Annotated in this window: 21 protein-coding genes and 3 tRNA genes; 13 read left to right on the forward strand and 11 right to left on the reverse strand. The window is 31.7% G+C overall.

Going from position 1 to position 20,728, the window contains the following annotated elements:
- Positions 1-105 precede the first annotated feature (105 nt).
- The 3 genes from M3Z80_RS03305 to M3Z80_RS03315 form a co-directional block, all read right to left on the reverse strand.
- A tRNA-Arg gene (locus tag M3Z80_RS03305) sits at positions 106-179 on the reverse strand.
- 21 nt (positions 180-200) lie between these two features.
- Positions 201-273: transfer RNA gene (locus tag M3Z80_RS03310), tRNA-Pro, on the reverse strand.
- Between the two features lie 21 nt (positions 274-294).
- Positions 295-379, reverse strand: a tRNA-Ser gene (locus tag M3Z80_RS03315).
- Between the two features lie 134 nt (positions 380-513).
- On the opposite strand from M3Z80_RS03315, the gene M3Z80_RS03320 reads away from it, so the two are divergent.
- From M3Z80_RS03320 to M3Z80_RS03335, 4 genes are all read left to right on the forward strand, one after another.
- Entirely contained in the window at positions 514-1,434 is a 921-nt protein-coding gene (locus M3Z80_RS03320) for an N-acetylmuramoyl-L-alanine amidase (RefSeq protein WP_293917562.1), read from the forward strand.
- Positions 1,435-1,465: 31 nt separating this feature from the next.
- Positions 1,466-2,356, forward strand: a complete 891-nt coding sequence (gene era / locus M3Z80_RS03325; protein ID WP_293917564.1) for a GTPase Era — start codon at positions 1,466-1,468, stop codon at positions 2,354-2,356.
- Between the two features lie 115 nt (positions 2,357-2,471).
- Positions 2,472-3,047 carry a DUF2892 domain-containing protein gene (locus tag M3Z80_RS03330; RefSeq protein WP_293917566.1) on the forward strand — a complete coding sequence of 192 codons (576 nt, stop codon included), beginning with the start codon at positions 2,472-2,474 and terminating at the stop codon, positions 3,045-3,047.
- A 17-nt stretch (positions 3,048-3,064) separates the two neighbouring features.
- Positions 3,065-4,144, forward strand: coding sequence for an RsiV family protein (locus M3Z80_RS03335; protein WP_293917568.1), 1,080 nt, complete (start codon positions 3,065-3,067; stop codon positions 4,142-4,144).
- Positions 4,145-4,224: 80 nt separating this feature from the next.
- Here M3Z80_RS03335 and rho read toward each other — a convergent pair whose 3' ends face one another.
- Positions 4,225-5,892 (reverse strand): transcription termination factor Rho, encoded by a 1,668-nt coding sequence (rho, locus tag M3Z80_RS03340; protein WP_293917571.1) that lies wholly within the window; start codon positions 5,890-5,892, stop codon positions 4,225-4,227.
- Positions 5,893-6,085: 193 nt separating this feature from the next.
- On the opposite strand from rho, the gene M3Z80_RS03345 reads away from it, so the two are divergent.
- On the forward strand, positions 6,086-6,469 hold the full coding sequence (locus tag M3Z80_RS03345) for a DUF4293 family protein (RefSeq protein ID WP_293917573.1): 384 nt from the start codon (positions 6,086-6,088) through the stop codon (positions 6,467-6,469).
- A 37-nt stretch (positions 6,470-6,506) separates the two neighbouring features.
- Here M3Z80_RS03345 and M3Z80_RS03350 read toward each other — a convergent pair whose 3' ends face one another.
- The 4 genes from M3Z80_RS03350 to M3Z80_RS03365 form a co-directional block, all read right to left on the reverse strand.
- On the reverse strand, positions 6,507-7,298 hold the full coding sequence (locus M3Z80_RS03350; RefSeq protein ID WP_293917575.1) for a UbiA prenyltransferase family protein: 792 nt from the start codon (positions 7,296-7,298) through the stop codon (positions 6,507-6,509).
- A 19-nt stretch (positions 7,299-7,317) separates the two neighbouring features.
- Positions 7,318-7,884: a crossover junction endodeoxyribonuclease RuvC gene (gene ruvC, locus M3Z80_RS03355; protein ID WP_293917620.1), complete on the reverse strand. Its 567-nt coding sequence runs from the start codon at positions 7,882-7,884 to the stop codon at positions 7,318-7,320.
- An 18-nt stretch (positions 7,885-7,902) separates the two neighbouring features.
- The gene (gene pyrF, locus M3Z80_RS03360; protein ID WP_293917577.1) at positions 7,903-9,261 is read right to left on the reverse strand and encodes an orotidine-5'-phosphate decarboxylase; all 1,359 of its coding nucleotides are present in this window, start codon (positions 9,259-9,261) and stop codon (positions 7,903-7,905) included.
- A gap of 121 nt (positions 9,262-9,382) precedes the next feature.
- Positions 9,383-9,871, reverse strand: coding sequence for a hypothetical protein (locus tag M3Z80_RS03365; RefSeq protein ID WP_293917579.1), 489 nt, complete (start codon positions 9,869-9,871; stop codon positions 9,383-9,385).
- A gap of 120 nt (positions 9,872-9,991) precedes the next feature.
- Here M3Z80_RS03365 and recJ point away from each other — a divergent pair, with 120 nt between their 5' ends.
- The 7 genes from recJ to M3Z80_RS03400 all read left to right on the forward strand — a co-directional run bounded on the left by recJ (position 9,992) and on the right by M3Z80_RS03400 (position 16,876).
- On the forward strand, positions 9,992-11,701 hold the full coding sequence (recJ, locus tag M3Z80_RS03370; protein ID WP_293917582.1) for a single-stranded-DNA-specific exonuclease RecJ: 1,710 nt from the start codon (positions 9,992-9,994) through the stop codon (positions 11,699-11,701).
- Between the two features lie 13 nt (positions 11,702-11,714).
- Positions 11,715-12,290 carry a nicotinate (nicotinamide) nucleotide adenylyltransferase gene (gene nadD, locus M3Z80_RS03375; RefSeq protein ID WP_293917584.1) on the forward strand — a complete coding sequence of 192 codons (576 nt, stop codon included), beginning with the start codon at positions 11,715-11,717 and terminating at the stop codon, positions 12,288-12,290.
- Between the two features lie 61 nt (positions 12,291-12,351).
- Positions 12,352-12,969, forward strand: a complete 618-nt coding sequence (locus M3Z80_RS03380; RefSeq protein WP_459251437.1) for a 7-carboxy-7-deazaguanine synthase QueE — start codon at positions 12,352-12,354, stop codon at positions 12,967-12,969.
- Positions 12,970-13,336: 367 nt separating this feature from the next.
- Entirely contained in the window at positions 13,337-13,975 is a 639-nt protein-coding gene (locus M3Z80_RS03385) for a peroxiredoxin (RefSeq protein WP_293917588.1), read from the forward strand.
- Positions 13,976-13,996: 21 nt separating this feature from the next.
- The gene (locus M3Z80_RS03390; RefSeq protein ID WP_293917590.1) at positions 13,997-14,311 is read left to right on the forward strand and encodes a thioredoxin family protein; all 315 of its coding nucleotides are present in this window, start codon (positions 13,997-13,999) and stop codon (positions 14,309-14,311) included.
- Positions 14,292-14,549, forward strand: coding sequence for a DUF6952 family protein (locus M3Z80_RS03395; protein ID WP_293917592.1), 258 nt, complete (start codon positions 14,292-14,294; stop codon positions 14,547-14,549). Before M3Z80_RS03390 ends, M3Z80_RS03395 begins: the two co-directional genes overlap by 20 nt.
- A gap of 155 nt (positions 14,550-14,704) precedes the next feature.
- Complete coding sequence (locus M3Z80_RS03400; RefSeq protein ID WP_293917594.1) at positions 14,705-16,876, forward strand: peptidylprolyl isomerase; 2,172 nt, start codon at positions 14,705-14,707, stop codon at positions 16,874-16,876.
- 326 nt (positions 16,877-17,202) lie between these two features.
- Here the strand turns inward: M3Z80_RS03400 and hemB are convergent, their stop codons facing one another.
- The 3 genes from hemB to gldB form a co-directional block, all read right to left on the reverse strand.
- Positions 17,203-18,180 (reverse strand): porphobilinogen synthase, encoded by a 978-nt coding sequence (gene hemB / locus M3Z80_RS03405; RefSeq protein ID WP_293917595.1) that lies wholly within the window; start codon positions 18,178-18,180, stop codon positions 17,203-17,205.
- 183 nt (positions 18,181-18,363) lie between these two features.
- Entirely contained in the window at positions 18,364-18,690 is a 327-nt protein-coding gene (gldC, locus tag M3Z80_RS03410) for a gliding motility protein GldC (RefSeq protein ID WP_293917598.1), read from the reverse strand.
- 23 nt (positions 18,691-18,713) lie between these two features.
- Positions 18,714-19,754: a gliding motility lipoprotein GldB gene (gldB, locus tag M3Z80_RS03415; protein ID WP_293917600.1), complete on the reverse strand. Its 1,041-nt coding sequence runs from the start codon at positions 19,752-19,754 to the stop codon at positions 18,714-18,716.
- A gap of 53 nt (positions 19,755-19,807) precedes the next feature.
- Here gldB and nadE point away from each other — a divergent pair, with 53 nt between their 5' ends.
- A complete protein-coding gene (gene nadE, locus M3Z80_RS03420) occupies positions 19,808-20,596 on the forward strand; it encodes an NAD(+) synthase (RefSeq protein ID WP_293917602.1) in 789 nt (262 codons plus the stop codon).
- Positions 20,597-20,728: the final 132 nt, after the last annotated feature.

The raw sequence follows: 20,728 nt of genomic DNA on the forward strand, positions 1-20,728 counted from the left end.
ACTATGGTAAACCCGACCATGAGACTCAAACATAAAAAACCTCTGTAGTACTCAATTACAGAGGTTTTTTTTATTTTCACTGAGTTGGTTATGTTCTCAATCTTGTGATCGCGAAAGGATTCGAACCTTTGACCGTCTGCTTAGAAGGCAGATGCTCTATCCAGCTGAGCTACGCGACCCCTTTCTGATGATTTATCAAGTCGGGGTGACAGGACTCGAACCTGCGACCCTCTGGTCCCAAACCAGATGCGCTACCACCTGCGCTACACCCCGAATTTACCTTGTGTGTTTATGCGGAGAGTGTGGGATTCGAACCCACGCGACAGTTTCCTGTCGACAGTTTAGCAAACTGCTCCGTTAACCACTCCGGCAACTCTCCAAATTTAGTTTGCATTCGAACTAATTTGGAGTGCAAAAGTAATAGTAAGATTTTACTTATGCAAGTATTTTTTTAAAATTTTTAACTTATATTTATTTCTCTGTTTTTTAACTTTGTTATACTTAATTAAATATATGATACAATTAATAAAATGCAATTTACTGTGCCTTACACTCTTATTATTAATAAGTTGCGGTTCACAAAAAAAAATCATTGTTGATACCAAGATAATACGAGATACCGTATATATCTCAAATACAAATCCGAAATATCATTTCATCACAGAAGCAAATCTTCCGGGATATGTTATTTCTAAAGAAAATTTCCCATCAGTTGCATTTAATGAAAGAGTCAAATTTTTGGTTTTACATTATACCGTATCCGATTATCCTATCTCTGTTAAAATATTAGCGAAAAAAGGAGAGGTAAGCTCTCATTATTTGATTACAGACCAGCCCAATGACACCATTGATATATTAGTAAGCGAAGATAAACGTGCTTGGCATGCAGGAGTAAGCGCCTGGAACGGAACAGAAAATCTTAATGACACTTCTATTGGTATTGAAATAGTAAATAAAGGATACATTAAAGTAAAAGATTCTTTAATTTTTACCCCATTTCCTAGTTATCAGATAGAGAAAGTTGCGGCATTGTCAAAAAATATTATCGACCGGTATGAAATTGATCCGGTAAATGTAGTGGGACATAGCGATATTGCTCCGTTAAGAAAACAAGATCCCGGCCCTCTATTCCCTTGGAAAGAACTTTATACTCAATACGGCATTGGTGCGTGGTATGAAGAATATGATAAAGAATATTTTCTGTCTCAATACATTCCTGATACTTATCCGTACAGCTCTCCCCTTGAATTTCAAAAAGCCCTACAAAAATACGGATATAAGTTGAACCTTTCCGGAGAATGGGACAAAAACACCTTTCTTACTGTTAGAGCTTTTCAATGGCATTTCAGACCGGAAAAAGCAGACGGAATTGTAGATGCTGAAACTTGGGCAATTTTACAAGCTCTCATTAAAAAATATCGCTCAAAAAAATAAATAAATTTAATTTTATCAAAAAAATAAATTCATGTCACATAAATCAGGATTTGTCAGCATTGTAGGAAAACCCAATGTAGGAAAATCCACTTTGATAAATACACTAATCGGAGAAAAACTATCCATCGTTACCCCTAAAGTACAAACAACTCGCCATAGGGTTTTTGGAATTTGGAACGATGAAAATACGCAAATTATCTTTTCCGACACTCCGGGAATTATACAAAATCCTGCTTATGAACTACAGGAAAAAATGAACGATTTTGTAAAAGAATCTTTTGATGATGCAGATGTGATTCTTTTTATAACCGAATTTGGAGAAGAAAAAAATCCTTCGGAATTTTTAATTAAAAAATTAAATTCAGTAAAAGTTCCCGTCATCGTGCTACTAAATAAAGTAGACAAGGCAAAAGAGGCTTCTCAAATCTCAAATAGTGTAGAATTCTGGCATAATCAATTGCCCAATGCTGAAATCCTTCCTATATCAGCTTTACATTCATTAAACACGGAGTTAATTCTCCCAAAAATTAAAGGCATGTTACCGGAAATGCCTCCTTATTATGATAAAGAGCAATTTACAACATTATCCGAGCGTTTCTTTGTAAATGAAACCGTTCGTGAAAAAATATTACTCAACTATCAAAAAGAAATTCCCTATTCCGTAGAAGTCGTTACTGAAAGTTTTAAGGAAGAAGATCATCTGATTCGTATTGAATCTACAATTTATGTTGAAAGAAATACGCAAAAAGGGATTCTAATCGGTCATAAAGGACAAAAAATACAAAAAGTAGGTACAGAAGCACGTTTGGATTTAGAGAAGTTTTTTAACAAAAAAATTTATTTAAATCTTTATGTTAAAGTTAAAAAAGATTGGAGATCGAATGATCGCGATTTAAAAAATTTCGGATATGTTACTGGATGATATGTTTTATTATCCATAATTATATTTTTCCATCTAAAATAATCTCTTGCCATTGTTTTTGCCCTGATTTTTTCAACTGTTATTGTTACCTTTGTCGAAACTTGAAGAAATTACAATGAATAAATATATAAAACTTGTTATTGCAGCCATCATAATCGGATTCGGAATTTATCTAATGTTTAATCGTCAGATTGGATTCGGAATTTTAATGGTATTTCTTTCAGCCATTCCCATTATATTATTTTTCAGAAATGAATATATCTTACTAGCATTTTGGAAACTGCGTAAACAAGACCTTGTAGGAGCACGTTCATGGCTCGATAAAGTTACCAATATAAAAAGTCAATTGGTTAGAAAACAGTACGGATATTATAACTATCTTATGGGTATTACAGAAGCTCAGGGAAATCCTGCCAAAGCTGAGAATTATATGAAAACGGCATTGGATTACGGATTAAGTTTTAAACACGACCGGGCATTGGCTACTTTAAATTTAGCTGCAGGAGCTATGGTGAGAGGAAACAAAAATGAAGCAGATCGCCTCCTTAATGAAGCAAAAAGGTTGGATTCTTCTAATATGCTGGGAGATCAAATTAAAATGATGAAGGAACAACTAAAAAGGGTAAATGTTTCTAAAAGTTCCATGATTAATCCCAATGTAAGGAATAATCGATCTAAGTTTATGAGATAAAAATAAAATTTCACCTTATGAAAGTTACATTATTTAATATGATGTTACTTACTGTCTGTTCGCTAAATTCTCAAATAGTTACCTATAACCATTATTATCATTTAGAGGGGAAAATAGGGAGCCATCCTGTAAATATGGAACTAATTTGTAACCAGGATGACAGTAAGTGCTTTGCTAACTATTACTATCTCTCGCAAAATGCCCCTATTTACTTAGTTAAGGATAATAATTCACAAAACTTCAGTCTTTCCACTGAAGAAAACCAAGATTCTAATGTAGCAAAAGAATTATTTTCCGGAACCTTTAATGGTAAGACTTATATAGGAAAATGGAAAAAAGAATCGTCCTCACTAAATTTTGAACTGAAAAACACCAACAATGGGGAAGCTACGGATGTTTCTCATTTATATGCGGCGGATTTTATACCTGTTATATCAGACACTATTGTATGGTCTATGGTTTTTAACTGGTTTGTACCTAGTAAAGTTAACTTGCAAAAGGAACTCATTCAGCTTTCTTATCCTAAGTATACAAAATTCGAATCTTTTACAAAGAAAGCAATTTCTGACTTTAAATCTGATTATAAATTAAATGTAGAAGCTGTTCTAAATGAAAATGATCCTACTGACCTAAATTTATATTCACTTATTAATGAGCATCATAGCTATATATATCCTATCATCAATAATTCTAATTATTATGTTACAGTTTTATTTACTTATGATTATGAAGGAGGAGCTCATGGTATTTTTGAAAAAGTATTCTTTACTTATGATAAAAAATCAAAAAAATGGCTTAGTATAGATAATGTATTGGATTTAACTCATGAAAAAGAAATTAATCAAGTTTTAGATAGGGAAGCTAGAAGAAAGTATAATATTCCGGCTAATGTAAAATTATATGAGCCGGAATATTCTATTTTTATTTCTGACTCTATTTCTTATTCTAAAAATTTTACTTTAAGTGACAAAGGGATTACATTTCACTATAACATATATGAATTAACTCCTTATTCTTACGGATATTTTTCTTTATTTGTGTCTTATACGGAGTTAAAACCTTATTTAAATAAAAAATTCACTTATCATAAAGGATAATCCCCCTATCAAGATAAATTTTATGAAGATAAAATAAAAAAACTGTTTATTAAAAAACAGTCTTTTTCTATCTTTATTTATTATTGATTCATGGTTAACAAGAATTCTTCATTGGTAAGAGATCGTTCTAATCTCGTTTTCAAGAATTCCATGGCTTCCAATGGATTCATATCTGCAAGATGATTTCTTAATATCCACATTCTTTGCTGCGAAACCTGATCTAACAAAAGATCATCGCGACGTGTAGAAGACGAAACCAAATCAATGGCCGGATAAATACGTTTATTGGCGATTTTCCTATCCAGCTGGAGCTCCATATTTCCTGTTCCTTTAAATTCTTCGAAGATAACTTCATCCATTTTAGAACCTGTGTCAATCAATGCGGTTGCAATGATGGTCAAAGAACCTCCCCCTTCTATATTTCTAGCAGCACCGAAGAAACGTTTAGGCTTATGCAGAGCATTAGCATCCACTCCTCCCGACAATACTTTTCCTGATGCAGGAGATACCGTATTATAAGCACGAGCCAATCGGGTAATAGAATCTAACAGTATTACCACATCATGCCCACATTCAACCATTCTTTGGGCCTTAGATAGGACAATATTAGCTACTTTCACGTGTTTTTCCGCAGATTCATCGAAGGTAGAAGCTATAACTTCCCCTTTCACGCTTCTCTGCATATCGGTAACTTCTTCCGGACGTTCATCAATCAACAAGACAATCATATAGACTTCTGGGTGATTAATTGAAATTACATTGGCAATATCTTTTAATAAAATCGTTTTACCTGTTTTAGGTTGGGCTACGATCATACCCCTCTGCCCTTTACCAATCGGAGAGAATAAATCTACCACACGAGTCGATAAAGTGGCTCCTGTTCCTGCCAATTTAAATTTTTCTTCAGGAAATAAAGGAGTTAAATGTTCAAAAGAAACTCTATCTCTTACAAATAAAGGATCTCTTCCGTTAATTTCTATAATTTTTACCAGAGGAAAAAACTTTTCACCTTCTTTAGGAGGACGAACTTCACCGGTAACGGTATCTCCCGTCTTAAGCCCGAAAAGCTTAATCTGGGAAGGTGAAACATATACATCATCTGGAGAAGAAAGATAATTAAAATCCGAAGAACGTAAAAAACCATAGCCGTCCTGTGTGATTTCCAATACTCCTTCTGTTTTTATAATTCCTTCAAATTCATAATCAGAAGAACGGTATTTATTCCCGTTTGTATGCTGTTTGTTTGTGTATTCGTTTTTAGCATTATTTTTTTTCTGATTTTGAAAATTATTTTTAGGCTCATCATCAAAAAACTTTTTATCATCTTTGGTTGCTGTAGTTTTTTGAAAATGTGTACTATCAGCACTTTTTCTTAATATCACCTGTGGTTTCCTATATACAGGAATATCTACCTTAAAATCTTCATCATTTTCCGAAGTTTCTTTACCATTCACATCTGTCAAATCCTCAACATTAGGGGAACTTTTCTCTATTTCCTCATCTTTAGGAAATATGGTTTCTCTCTGCTGTTTAGCAGGTATTCTCTTTCGTTGTCTTTTTTCCGTTATAACGGGTTCTTTTTCGGTAGAAGTTACCGAATTACTGAGGTTAATTTGATTATTTTGATGAGCTAAAATTAATTCAATTAATTCTGATTTTTTTAATCCTGAACTTTTAATTTTTAATTCATTAGCAACAGACTGCAAATCAGCCACTTTCATTGCTTTAAGCTTTTGTTCCTCAAACATAGGTTATGTTTAGTATGATTTAAAATTACTCGAAAATTTCGTAAAATATTGATTTTGATTATTTTATAAAAGAATAAAGTAGTAACTTTATGAAAAATAATGCACTAATCTTTAGTAGATTATTCAGCAATATTACAAAAAATTTTATTAAAACGCTAATTTTTTATACATTTGCTTTTAAAAAAGCGAAATCTTGATCCAACGAATTCAAAGCATATATCTATCAGCAGCCGGTTTTATCGGTTTTATTGTCGGATATTTAATTGATTTTATTCCTAATGAATTAACAGATATGATACTTTTATTCAGTATCGGTCTCTTGGCTTTTATTTCGCTCTTCTGCTTTAAAAGCAGAAATGTACAGAAAAAAATTAATTATATAAATATAATTATAAACTTAGTGTTGATCGGTTTTATGGTTTATGATTTGCTAAATTCATCTGGAGAAAGTATTTCGCTTTCTGAGAAAGGTGTTGAGCTACTCGTCCCGGTTCTGCTGATTATTCTGCTTGCCATGGCAAATAAGTACATCAATAAGGATGAAAAGCTCATAAAATCAGTAGATAGATTCCGTTAAAACTCATAACAACTTTTAATGAGTGCAAGAGTCGTTTTTATAATAAAACGACTCTTATTTTTTGTAACACTACCAATAAAACAGGCAAGCCAGAACAGGTTTCCATCCAAAAACGCGTAAAGAAGAACAAATCCTTCTCCCCCATAAGAACTACCATACCTATTGCCGACAAACAAGTTATTACCCATGCCCAGACGTATTGCATATCTATTTGATTGTAAAAGGACAAAATAAACAATAGTGCAGATAAACTTAGACAAATGCAAGATATGCCTTTGCTCGTACGTATCCCTAACCATTTAGGTAAGGTAATTATTGCATCGGTATGCATATCACAAATATCGAAAGGAATAGTTATCCCGATAATAAATAAATAAATAAGTATAAACGCCGTGAAATCATTAGCATCCCACTCGTTTCCAATCCATAAGACTGTATATGCCCAAGCAAAGGCAATAAGAAAAATTTTTAATAAAGGAACATTTCGGAGCGATACTTTTACAAAGTCCGATTTATACATGATGACGATACTTCCAACAAGCAAAATATGAAAAAATTGTCGTATATCTTTTTCTTGATATAGTAGACATACCACTAACAATAAGCATATGAAAACCAGGTAGAAAGATTTTTTTTTAAACCGATTTTCTGCCCATGAGCTTTGATAACAGATAAAATTATAGGCTGATAATGTTAATAAAAAAACAATTCCTATTCTATTGTAGTGTATAGAATGATGTAAGAATCCGAAAAATAAACATAATAAAGAAATCATGAGTGAAACCCAACATTGGTTTTTTATAAAAAACCTATACTTATTTTTATTCATCTCATGTCATTGTCAGCGGTTAACCTTCAATTCTTTTAGGATTATTTTTAACGAAAGAGCTCCATCCTGTATAAGATTTAGTGTCATTTCCAGAAGCTTTGGTTCCACTATTTAAAAAGTGGCAAACTGCTAAAGCCAATCCATCGGAAGCATCCAAATATTTTGTTGGAAAATCTTTTAAATTCAACAAAGTTTTTAACATCCCTGCTACTTGTTCTTTGGATGCATTTCCGTTTCCAGTGATTGACATTTTTACCTTTTTGGGAAAGTATTCTGTAATGGGGATTTCTCTCAATAAACCTGCCGCCATAGCTACACCCTGCGCTCTTCCCAACTTTAGCATTGACTGTACATTTTTTGCATAAAAAGGTTCTTCAATAGCTAATTCATCGGGATGATAGGTATCAATGAGAGATAAGGTTTTATCAAATATTCTTTTCAGCTTTAGCGCATGTGATTCAACCTTTTTAAGAATCAATTCATCAATGCATATCAATGTCATTTTGTTGCCTACCACCTTAATTATTCCAAATCCCATTACATTAGTACCTGGATCGATCCCAATAATAATTCTTTCCGTCAAAATGTGTAAAATAAATGGTGCTTATATACTTTTTAAATATGCTTTCCAGCCTTCCTCCTGATATTTTTTAGCTGATTTTTCAGAGTCTAGAGCCCCGTAAATTCCTCTTCCTACAATGATAAAATCTGTATGATATTCAGAGAAAACTTTCTCAGGAGTATTAAATTGCTGCCCTTTTTCATCTCCGGATTCGGTTAAATTAACCCCTGGGGTAAATAACAATAAAGAGGCCGGTAATTTGGATTGGGCTACACATCCTATCACATTAGTTATTTTATTGGAAATCTCTACTGCTTTAGTTTTATAATTTTCATCAGTTAACGTTCCTTTTGAAGACATTTCCGCTATGGTTACCACTCCTGTCGATTCTCCAAAAACTTCTAAACTTGCTTCACCTGCTATTACATGTGAGGTTATTAGATCCGCCCATTCAGATATTTTATAGATTCCGCCGCTAAACTGCATCTGTTGCGTATTTCCAATATCTGCGAATTTTCTATCTTCAAATAGTAAGAAATTTTTGGCCGCCGATATCTTCTTTAATTCATGAATAAAATTTTCAGAAAAATCTGAAATTATATCTGTATGTAATTTAATGGCTACTAGATATTCTCCAATTTTATCTGCCAAATTCAAAATTTCTTGTGCTTTACTGATATCCAATGAGGCAATTAAATTCGTCTTTTTGGATAAAGCTATTTCAATTAACTTTTTAGAAACTGGATGTTTTTGCATTTCCAATTTTTGCTCATATGTCAATCGAGGTATGCTAACTTGTACCTTGGGTTTTTCCTTAATAAAATCTTTTATTTTTATTACCTGAGATTGGTTTAAAAATTCGTGATTGTAAAGGATATCAATAACATCCTCTATACTGAATAAGGTATGCACTTGGTAGCCTTTATTTTCTAATAATTCTTTTCCTCCTTGCTGTCTATCAAGAACAACCACTATGTCTTTTACTTTTAACCCTTCTTTTTCAACTTCTTCAATAGTTTCAAGCAAGCTTTTGCCGCTAGTTATTACATCTTCTACCAATATACAATATTGACCTTGAGCAAAAATTCCTTCCAACATTTTCTTTGTACCATAATTTTTACTCTCTTTTCTTTTTATAATTAATGGGATATTAGAATCTAAAGACATTGCTGTTGCCATAGGTAAAGCTGCATAGGGAACTCCGCATATAAGTTCATGTCTACAGTCTTTTATCATTCCCAGCAACAATTGCGATAACTCCTTTAATAATACAGGGCTTGAGGCTAAGGGACGTAAATCTACGTAAAAAGGAGAAAGGATCCCGCTTTTTAATGTAAACTCACCAAACTTAATTATTCCCAATTCATAGGACTTGAGTAAAAATTTTTCTTTGTTAATCATCTTTATTTTGATTTAAGCAAAGGTAATAAATTAATAATTTTCAATGTTTGTGAAAAGATAAGCGAAATTAAATTCATACTATATTTAACACCTTAGTAACAACCATAGAAATGAGCAATCTCTACTTTTTTGATGATACTCCTTTAAGTTCAAATCCTCTTTTGCTGGCAAACGATTTTTGTGCTTCTATGATTTTATTATCAATTTCATTTAATTTTACTTCATTTTTATCCATGTTTTCAAGAGCCTTTTCAAATTGATCTTTTGTCAATTTTTCATCTTGTGTAAATCCTTTTACTGAATTCACCATATTTTTAATATACTCTACAGTTAAATTTTTAAAATCATCACCCTCCTTGGGTGTATTATACTTATTTATCTGCTTAATTAGTTCTTCCATTTCTTTTATTGTTACTTTCCCTTTTTCCGTAACAATGATAAAATTATCATTATCTGAGTACTGATCAGCCAACGCGTAGAATGTTGTATATTCTCTGTCTGCTTTATTTAGATTTTCTATTAAATTATCATTGAATTTTCCAGGATTGGGTCCACAAGATGATAAGGTAAATAAAACTATAAACAATAATAAAATTCTTAATTTTCGCATAAACAATTTATTTTTAATCAAATATAGAAAAACTTAACTCTTTTTGAGTCAAACTTATATAAATATAAAAGATAAAATGAAATTATTCTTTTTTAGTAAATTTATATACATTTGTAGGCTATGAGAAATCGTTGGTTAATTTTACCTCAACCTGAATCTAATAAAGCGCATGAATTGGCTGAGGAACTCGGATTTCCAAAGGAAATTACCAGTTTACTTTTACAACGAGGTGTTTCTACTTTTGAAGAAACTAAAACCTTTTTTAAACCTTCGCTTGATCATCTTCATGATCCTTTTCTTTTAAAGGATATGAATGTAGCTGTGAAAAGAATTGAACAAGCTATAAATAATGATGAAAAGATACTTATCTATGGGGACTATGATGTAGACGGAACTACATCTGTATCAATGATGTATCTTTTCCTAAACTCAATTTACAAAAATATCGATTTTTATATACCAGATCGATACGAAGAGGGCTATGGAATATCGTACCAGGGCATTGATTTTGCCTATGCTCATGGATTTTCATTAATTATAGCTTTGGACTGCGGCATAAAGGAAAAGAATAAGATTTCTTATGCTAATGAAAAAAATATCGATTTTATTATCTGTGATCATCATTTACCGGATGAGGATTTACCGGATGCGGTTGCTATTTTAGATCCTCAAAGGTCTGATTGTAATTATCCCTATAAGTTTTTAAGTGGTTGCGGGGTTGGCTTTAAACTTATACAAGCATTATCAGTAAAAAGACAAATAGCCTCTGAAAAAATATATCCATATTTAGATTTAGTTGCTATCAGTATTGCTGCCGATATAGTTCCTATAACCGGAGAAAATCGGATTTTAACAGCTTTCGGAATAAAACAATTATTAGAAAAACCCAGAGTAGGGCTCAAGGTTTTTTTACCAAAAGAAACTCGAGAAGCTTTCTCGGTCAGTAATATTGTATTCGGTATAGCACCGAAAATTAATGCGGCAGGAAGAATCAGTCATGCTAGTAATGCAGTAAAACTTCTAATTACTACCAATGATATTGAAGCCAGGAAAATTTATACTCAAATCAATGAACTCAATAATGAACGTCGGGAACTTGATGCGAACATTACTTCCGAAGCAATTCAAGAAATTATAAAAACGGGACAGACCAATACTTATTCTACTGTAGTTTTTAATCGCAATTGGCATAAAGGAGTCATTGGTATTGTTGCGTCCAGACTTATTGAAGAATATTACAGGCCTACTTTGGTATTTACTGAAGGTAAAAATAAAGACCTTGTTGCTTCGGCAAGAAGCGTTACCGGATTTGATATTTATAAAACTCTTGAGAGAACCTCTGAATATCTGGAGCAATTTGGGGGACATATGTATGCTGCCGGTCTTTCCATAAAAAAAGAGAATTTTCTACCATTTAAAGAAAAATTTGAATCGGTTGTTAAAGAAACTATTAAGGAAAGCCAAAGAACTCCTACCATTGAAATTGACCAAGAAATTTTGTTGTCAAGCATTAATAGGCGTTTCTTTAAACTAATCAGCTATTTTGCTCCTTTTGGTCCGGCTAACTTACGTCCGGTTTTTCTTGCCAAAAATGTACATTTTGCCGGAGATTATACTCTTATGGGGAAAGATCGTTCTCATTTAAAAATTATTGTTTTTCAAGATACTATCAAAAATTCTTTTGAAGCTATTGCTTTCAAAATGGGACATCTTTTATCAAAATTTGAAAAATATCCTTTTGATATGGTTTTTACCTTATATGAAAATTATTGGCAAGGCAAGACTTTTTATCAGCTACAAATTAAAGATGTTAAATTTTATGAGGATTAACTACCTTTGAAGAATGAAAGTAGGTTTATTTTTCGGGTCATTCAATCCCATTCATATCGGGCACTTAATTATTGCAAATTACATAATTGAATATTCCGATCTTACTAATATTTGGTTTATTGTTACCCCTCAAAATCCTTTTAAACAAAAGTCTACTTTACTGAAAGACCACCACAGACTTGAAATGGTAAATCTTGCCATTGAAAAATATCCTGATTTCAGGTCCTCCAATATTGAATTTTCATTACCTAAACCCTCCTATACTATCGATACTTTGGTTGTCCTCAAGGAAAAGTATCCATCTTACGATTTTGTTTTGTTAATGGGAGAAGATAACCTTACTACTTTCCATAAATGGAAAAATTATGATCAAATTCTAAAATATCATTCTATATTGGTTTATCCACGTATGGATAGCACACAAAAAGAAATTGCCATTAGTCATCCCAACATACATAAAATCCCTGCTCCTATCATTGAAATATCATCAACATTAATACGGTCAATGATTAAAGAAAATAAAAATGTACGTCCTATGCTTCCTCCGGAGGTATTTCATTACATTGACGGAAGTAATCTTTACAAATAATTACTTTTTTGTAATTTTGCAAGTTGTTTTTGCAATAAATTATAATTAAATGAAAGAATTTATGAACGAGGAGTTAAAATCCGGGCTTTCATTACCTATTATGGAGCATTTTTATACCATTCAGGGAGAAGGAAGACATACAGGTACTGCTGCTTACTTCATCAGGATTGGTGGTTGTGATGTAGGATGCCATTGGTGTGATGTAAAAGAAAGTTGGAATCCGAGCATTCATCCAGTTAGTTCAGTTGAGGAAATTGCCAAAATGGCTGCTTCTAAATCTAAAACTATCGTATTGACCGGTGGGGAACCTCTCATGTGGAATCTAGAGCCATTAACTGCCATACTTAAAAATTTAGGATGCACCATACATATTGAGACTTCAGGGGCTTACAATTTATCAGGGCATATTGATTGGATCTGCCTTTCTCCTAAGAAAACTTCCTTGCCTCTAGAAGGAGTTTATGCTAAAGCAAATGAATTAAAAGTAATTATTTACAATAATCATGATTTTATCTTTGCGGAAGAACAAGCTTCAAAGACTAATAATAACGCTATACTATATTTACAACCGGAATGGAGTAATAGGGATAAAATGACTACTAAAATCATTGATTATGTAATGAGAAATCCTAAATGGCATATTTCATTACAAACCCACAAATATTTAAATATACCCTAACTCAATTTTTTATATAAGTAATGCTGTAGAACTGACAATAACCACTCTATATCTTTTTCCGGGTTAAACCTATGTATTCCTGTTGAGAGTCATATAGAAAAACCTTTGTTTTTACACTTATAAAAAAGCAATAAACATTCTTATATAGAAATCATTCCAAAAATTCATATCATTCGTTATATTATACAGTTTTTTTGCTATTTTAATAATCAAAATAAGATTTCACCAAGAATCTATTCATTTGTATATAATTTTTTTTTATTCTTCAATAAAAAAGAATTATAAATTATTTAAATCCAATCCTTGAATTATTAATACTTTTGAAAAGTAAAAGTGAAACAATAATTTAATAAACAAAAAAGTAATTATGTCTATAGTAGGTAAAAAATTTCCAAACATTTCAATAGATGCCATGGACCACATGGGGGATGATTTAAAAATTAACATTTTTGAGGAGGCGACTAAAAAAAATAAAAAAGTTTTATTATTCTGGTATCCTAAAGATTTTACTTTCGTTTGTCCTACTGAATTACATGCTTTTCAACAAGCACTACCTGAATTTGAAAAAAGAAATACAATCGTTATAGGTGCCTCATGCGATACTAATGAAGTTCATTTTGCTTGGTTAAATACTCCAAAAGATAATGGAGGCATAGAAGGGGTTACATACCCTATATTAGCAGATAGTACTCGTAATCTTTCGAATATTTTAGGAATTTTAGATATCGAATCTTCTGAGTATGATGAAGATTATGAAACAGTTATTTTAAAAGGTTCTAATGTAGCCTACAGAGCGACATTCTTAATTGACGAGGAAGGTAAAGTTTTTCACGAAAGTATCAACGACATGCCACTGGGAAGAAATGTACAAGAATACTTACGTCTTATTGACGCTTATACACACGTTCAAAAATTCGGCGAAGTTTGTCCAGCTAACTGGGAAGAAGGAAAAGATGCTATGAACGCTAATCGTAAAGGCGTATCAGAATACTTATCCTCTCATTAATTAATAAAAAAAATAAAGAAAATGGTAAAAGAATTAGAACAAGATAATTTAAGTGATATTATAAAAGAATCTCCTGTAGTTTTGGTTCAGTATGCTGCCTCTTGGTGTGGAAACTGTAAAATTATGAAGCCAAAATTTAAAAAATTGGGGGAAGAAAACAGCACGATTCCGTTTTTGATTGTAGATGCGGAAAAATTCCCTGAATCTCGAAAATTAGCAAATGTAACCAACTTGCCTACTTTTGCTTCTTTTAAAGACGGAAAATTAGTGAATCAAATACAGACTAATAAATTAGAACCTTTACAAGTGTTAGTAAATGAAGTTACCAATAATTAAACATCTTACTCAATTCATTGTAAATAATGATGAAGATTATATCAATGAAACTATTGAAACTTTAGAACATTTAACAGAAGCTCCGGGTATAAAAGATGAAGAATTAGATGTTTTAGGAGAAGTAATATCTAATATGTATGGAGCTATTGAAGTGGCTAAATTAATGAATGAAGGTATGGATGAAAAAGATGCTTTAAACACATTTATGAAACGAGTACTAGGGTCAATAGATAAATAAACCTAAATTTTTTTTAATTCATTATAAAAATCCTTGCAAAATGCTATTGCAAGGATTTTATATTTAAAAAAAGACAGTATATGCTAAATATTATTTTCATATTTCATGTTGAAACCGTAATTTCGTAAATTAAAATAAATTAAATTTACGAATAAATGGCTATTCTTGGACAAATAAGAAAAAGAAACGGATTATTAATAGGTTTTGTTGCTGTAGCATTATTGTTATTTTTATTGGGAGGAATTGATTGGAGCCGGCTGGGCAAAAAAGACCCCAATGTTTTTGGAAAAGTAAATAAAGAAGCTATTTCCCGACAGGAATATTATAGTCAATTACGTTTTTTATCTTTTCAATACCAAGGTCGATATCCGGAAAATTTACTTGAAGGACAAGTTTGGAATTCATTAATTGAGAATAAATTAATTGAACAAAAATTTAATTCATCCGGCTTACTATTAACTGATAAAATGATATGGGATATTGCTAAATCTTCACCAATATTTAACAGCCCTCAATTTAAAGATAAAAACGGAAACATCAATATTAAGCTTATTCAGGATGAATTCGAAAAAATGGAAGAAAATCAAAATGCATCCCCTGAATTTAGGGAATATTTCCAAAACATGATGACTGTGAAGAAAAATTTCGGTTATCAGGCAATGAGTAAAGAATATTTTGGAGCTTACGGTTCCGCAATGTTAACAAACAACAAGGAAATTGAAACTTTAGCGCAAAACCAATCAAATATAGCCAACATAGAGTTTGTTAAAATTGATTATGATGCTTACCAAAAAACAAATCCGATGAAGGTTTCTGACGATGATTTAAAAGCCTATATTGAAAAACATAAATCTTTATTTAAAATTGATGAAAATAGAACCATAGATTATGTGTTTTTTTCTGCAAAACCTACTCCTTCGGATGAAAATAATACTCTCAATTCTTTAAATGCCTTATTGTCTAAATCTATTGTTGAAGGAGATACCATTCAAGCATTCAGTTCCGTAAAAAACGATTCTCTTTATATAAGTGAGCTTAATACGGCACAAATAGCTGACAGACCATTTATCTCACAATACAGAAGTGAAAAACAATTACCTCGATTTATACAAAGTTGGGTTAAAAATGCTTCAATAGGTCAAATTTCAACGGCATACAAAGACGATGGATACTTTATTATATCCAAGTTAATTGGTAAAAAAAATACAGACTCCCTAACGGTAAAAAATATATTGATAAGCTATACAGGAGCTCAGCAAATTCAGCCAAAAACGGCTAGAAATAAAGAGCAAGCTAAAAAGCAAGCAGATGAATTAGCTGCTAAATTAAATGCAAATCCTAATGATTTTTCAACACTAGTTAATCAATCAGATGATCCGAGCATTTCATCAAATAATGGAGTAATGAAATTAACTACTTCCCAAGATTTTTCTGCTTCTTCTAAAAAATTACAACGTTTCTTAGAATCTTCTCCTTCCAATAAAGCAGAAGTTATTGAAACTCCGCAAGGATACTTAGTTCTAATGATCACTCAAAGAAAACCAGATGAAATTGTCTATAAATTAGCAGATCTAGCAAAGAAAATAGAACCTTCTAATGCAACTATTGAGGCGGCTCGAAAACAATCTACCAATTTTATACAATCAATTCAAGGAAAATCTTCTAAAGAATTCATTGAACTTGCAAAAAAATCTAATTACAAACCTCAACAGCAAAGAGGAATCTTACGTTTTGGTTCTATGATAAATGGATTAAATACAGATAAAGACTCCGATATAATTGCTTGGGCTTTTGATTCCAAACGAAAACTCGGAGATTCTGAAACATTTACTACTAGCGATCAAAGCTATATAGTAGCTAGAGTTTCTTCTTTATTCAGTAAAGGCTTAGCAGATCCTTCTTTGGTTAGAGATGAAATCGAAACGGTAGTAAGAAACGAAAAGCTGGGAAAAGCTATCGCTGAAAAAATAAATAAGGACAACAAATCATTGGAAAATTTAGCCGTTGATTTTAAAACCACCAAAGGTAGTGCTTCTTTAAGTTTCGATAATCCTTCAATCAACGGGGAATTTGAACCAAAAGTAGGAGGAGCTGCTTTTGGTTTAAAACAAGGAGCTCAATCTAAAGCTATTGAAGGAAAAAACGGAGTGTATGTAATCATCACTAAATCGATTACAAAAGGTCAAATCGGAGATAAGAAACAATTAAAAACTTCATTGATGAATCAATATGCACAACAAATGCCTTCTTTATTTTTAAGATCCTTATATCAAGATGCTGATATTACTGATTATAGGGGAATATTGCTAAATCAACAACAGAAATAATTATATTTATTTATAAATATCTAAAAGCATACTAATTAAGTATGCTTTTTTTATTTTTATAATTATATAAAATTAAAATTAATAATCTTTAAAAATATTTTTAGGTAATTCACGTATCCATGCATTCGCTAAAAAAAGTCTATATGCATCGTCACGTCTAATTTATTGTTTGAAAAATTTTAAAAATATTCAGAAGAGGTTTTTAAAAAATATAAAACAGCTTTATAAACATCATATTAAGTAACAATTTTTCTATATGAATGAAAACTGCCTCTTTTATTAAAAATAAAAGAGGCAATTTTCAATTATAGTGAACAACTAAAATTTTATCGATTTAACAGTTTTGCTGCTTCTTTTGCAAAATAAGTTGAAATTAGACTGGCTCCGGCTCTTTTTATACATGTCAAACTTTCAATGATTATTTTATCATTATCCAGCCATCCATTTTTTGCAGCGGCCTTAATCATCGCATATTCTCCACTAACCTGAAATACGGAAATTGGAACATCAACGATTTGACTTAATTTTGAAACAATATCTAAATAAGGAAGCCCAGGCTTTACCATAATAATGTCAGCTCCTTCTTCTATATCTCTCAACGCCTCATTTATAGCTTCTTTACTATTAGCGTAATCCATCTGATATGTTTTTTTATCTCCAAATCCTGGAGCACTATTTAATGCATCTCTAAAAGGTCCGTAATAGGAACTTGCATATTTTGCCGCATAGCTCATAATTCCTACTTCATGAAATCCATTTTCTTCTAGAGCTTCTCTAATAGCAGCTACCCTTCCGTCCATCATATCGCTAGGGGCTATAAAATCTGCACCCGCCTCCGCGTGGCTAAGACTCATCTTAACTAATGCATCTACAGTGACATCATTAACTATCTTTCCGTCTTCAACAATTCCATCATGTCCGTAAATAGAATAAGGATCTAAGGCCACATCAGGCATGATTACCATTTCCGGAATCGCATCTTTTATGGCCCTGATTGAGTTTTGCATCAATCCATTTTTATTCCAAGCTTCTTTACCGGTATTATCTTTCAGATTTTCACTGATTTTTACATAAATATTTATAGCTTTTACCCCCAAAGACCATAATTCTTTTACTTCTTTAACTGTAAGATCTAATGACCGGCGGAATATTCCGGGCATAGATGATATTTCTTCTTTTACATTTTCTCCTTCTGCAATGAATATAGGCATGATAAAATCATCTGTGGTTAGAACAGTTTCTTTCACTAAATCTCTCACAGCTTGTGACGCTCTTAACCTTCTATTTCTATTATATAGTATCATCGTTATTTATTGTTTTTATGTTTTCAAAATTTAATTCGTCAGAAAATTATCATACTAAATCAGTTATTAAATTCTCATTAAAGAAATCATTTGATAAGTTTTTGAAATAATTATACATTTATATTAAGATGAAGTATTTCAATTTCTTAATAAAAGTAACATTCGACAGCAAAGTAGTATCTACTACATTTTTATGCCACTTCTATCTGCAAAATATTCAGCGAATTTTCTAATTTCTTCTGCTATTTCTTCTTCATCTGTTGCCTTTTGATAGGAATCTCCTAAAGAAAGCAATACCTGATGAAAAAAACGTTTCATTTCATCTACAGGCATTTCCTTTGTCCACAGATCAATCCTCAAAGCTTCTTTAGTTTTGTCATCCCACACAGACAACAAAATAGCTTTACTTTCAGCTCCGATTATACCGCCATCTGGCGCAGCCCAAACAATTTTTTCAGGGATATGATTTTCATCTAACTGTATATTTAAATTGATCTCTGTTTCTTTCATTCTTTTCGATATATAAATCTTATTTATTTTTTTACTTTTTTATCTTCATAGACCTCATCATCAAGAGGATTGGGCTTATATTTGGCTTTTGCAAAAATTTGTCCGTGATTAGTATCTTTTATAAATTCTTGCAAACTAACTTTATCATTTTCTATTAAATATTTTCTGCAAATTTGCCATCCTGTCCAACAGCCAATTTGTCCCGGACTTTGAGAATCAATTTCCGTATAAAATTTAGAAAATGGCGCTAATGATAGGAATCGATCAGAAAGGGAAATATCATCACTGAAAACATAGCCATTTTCAATAAAATAATTCCATATTTCGTATTTATTTTCTTTTGCCCAATTCATTTGATCTTCAGTATAACCGATTTTGTAACAATCTTTTACCTCAGGAAGGAAGGCATCTTCTAATATTAGTATTTTACCTTGATAAATCATTTGTGAAACAAACGATTGGCTATCAGTTTCTCTGGGAATGAGCCTCATTTCTTTTATTAATTCTTTTGCAGCTTTTGATGAAAAGTATTCCATACTCATAGTCCTTTGTATGTACCTATCGATCTGCATCATATCATAATATTTATTCTTATACCCTAAAAAGCAATCAGTAGCAATAAGCAAATAATTATTTTGGGGAATATAAGTGATTGGATTCAAATAATCGGATGTAAAAGAGGAATATAAGAATACTTTAGGCTCTTTAAAATTCGGATAATAAAACTTTATATGCTTAAAAAGATCCTTGAGTTCTGTTTTGATCTTATCATTTGGAACATTTTTCCTTATTTCTGCATAAATATTAAGCTCTGTACTATCTCTTCTATCTTTTTCAAATCTTGAATCCGGAGTATTTTGACTCAGATAAAATGGATATTTTTTTCTGATATCGGCTACAGTTAGTTTTAAATTATAAAAATCACTAGCAATATCGCTCATATCAATTTCTACCTGCACTTTACTTACATCCGCTTTCCATCTTTTGTTTAAAGTATCTTTATTATTTTTTTGGGTACAGCCCAGCATTGCCAATAATACCGCCAGATATTTAATAAACTTCATTATCTTTACACTTGGTTTTAAATATATAAATTTACGCGCAAAGATACAATATTATGAAAACAACAAAGGTAATTTCCTATATTGTTAATTGGTTAAACGATTATCTGAAAAATAGTGGTGCAAAAGGATTAGTGGTTGGTGTATCTGGAGGGATAGATTCCGCAGTAGTATCTACTTTAGCCGCTAAAACCGGCAGCCCGGTTTTACTATTAGAAATGTCTATTCATCAAGCTGAAGATCAGGTTACTCGCGCAAGAGAACATATAAAATTTTTAACCGAACAATTTGGAAATGTTGCCGGAAAAACCATAAATCTTACTTCTTCTTTTGAAGCTCTAAAATCTGATTTACATGCTGACGAATCTCATGAAAAAAATAATCTTTCTCTAGCCAATACACGTTCTCGCCTTCGTATGACGGCATTATATTATTATGCCGGAATTAACAACTATTTGGTTTGTGGAACGGGTAATAAAATAGAGGATTTCGGTATAGGTTTCTTTACCAAATATGGAGATGGTGGAGTTGACATTAGCCCCATTGCTGATTTATTAAAAAGTCAGGTTTTTGAAATCGCTAAAGAATTAAAAATTTCCGAATCAATTCAAAAAGCTAAACCCACAGATGGCCTTTGGACTGACGACCGTTCGGATGAAGATCAAATAGGAGCCTCCTATCCGGAATTGGAATGGGCTATGAAAGCACATGAAGACCATAAGGCTTCTGACTTTTCAGGAAGACAACGCGAAGTTTTTGATATTTATGAAAGGTTGAATAAACTTGCCCAACATAAGATAGAACCTATTCCTGTTTGTGTAATACCTAAAGAATTACTGGAATAATTCTCTATAAAATTTCTATAGTTTAATAAGATAACAATAAATCTTTTACAAATAAATTACTTATAATTAATCATGGTAAATTAATTTATATAAATTTCCAATTAACATAGAAAATTAAATTATTTTCATACT

Source organism: Apibacter sp. (assembly GCF_025291155.1).
Taxonomy (GTDB): Bacteria; Bacteroidota; Bacteroidia; order Flavobacteriales; family Weeksellaceae; genus Apibacter.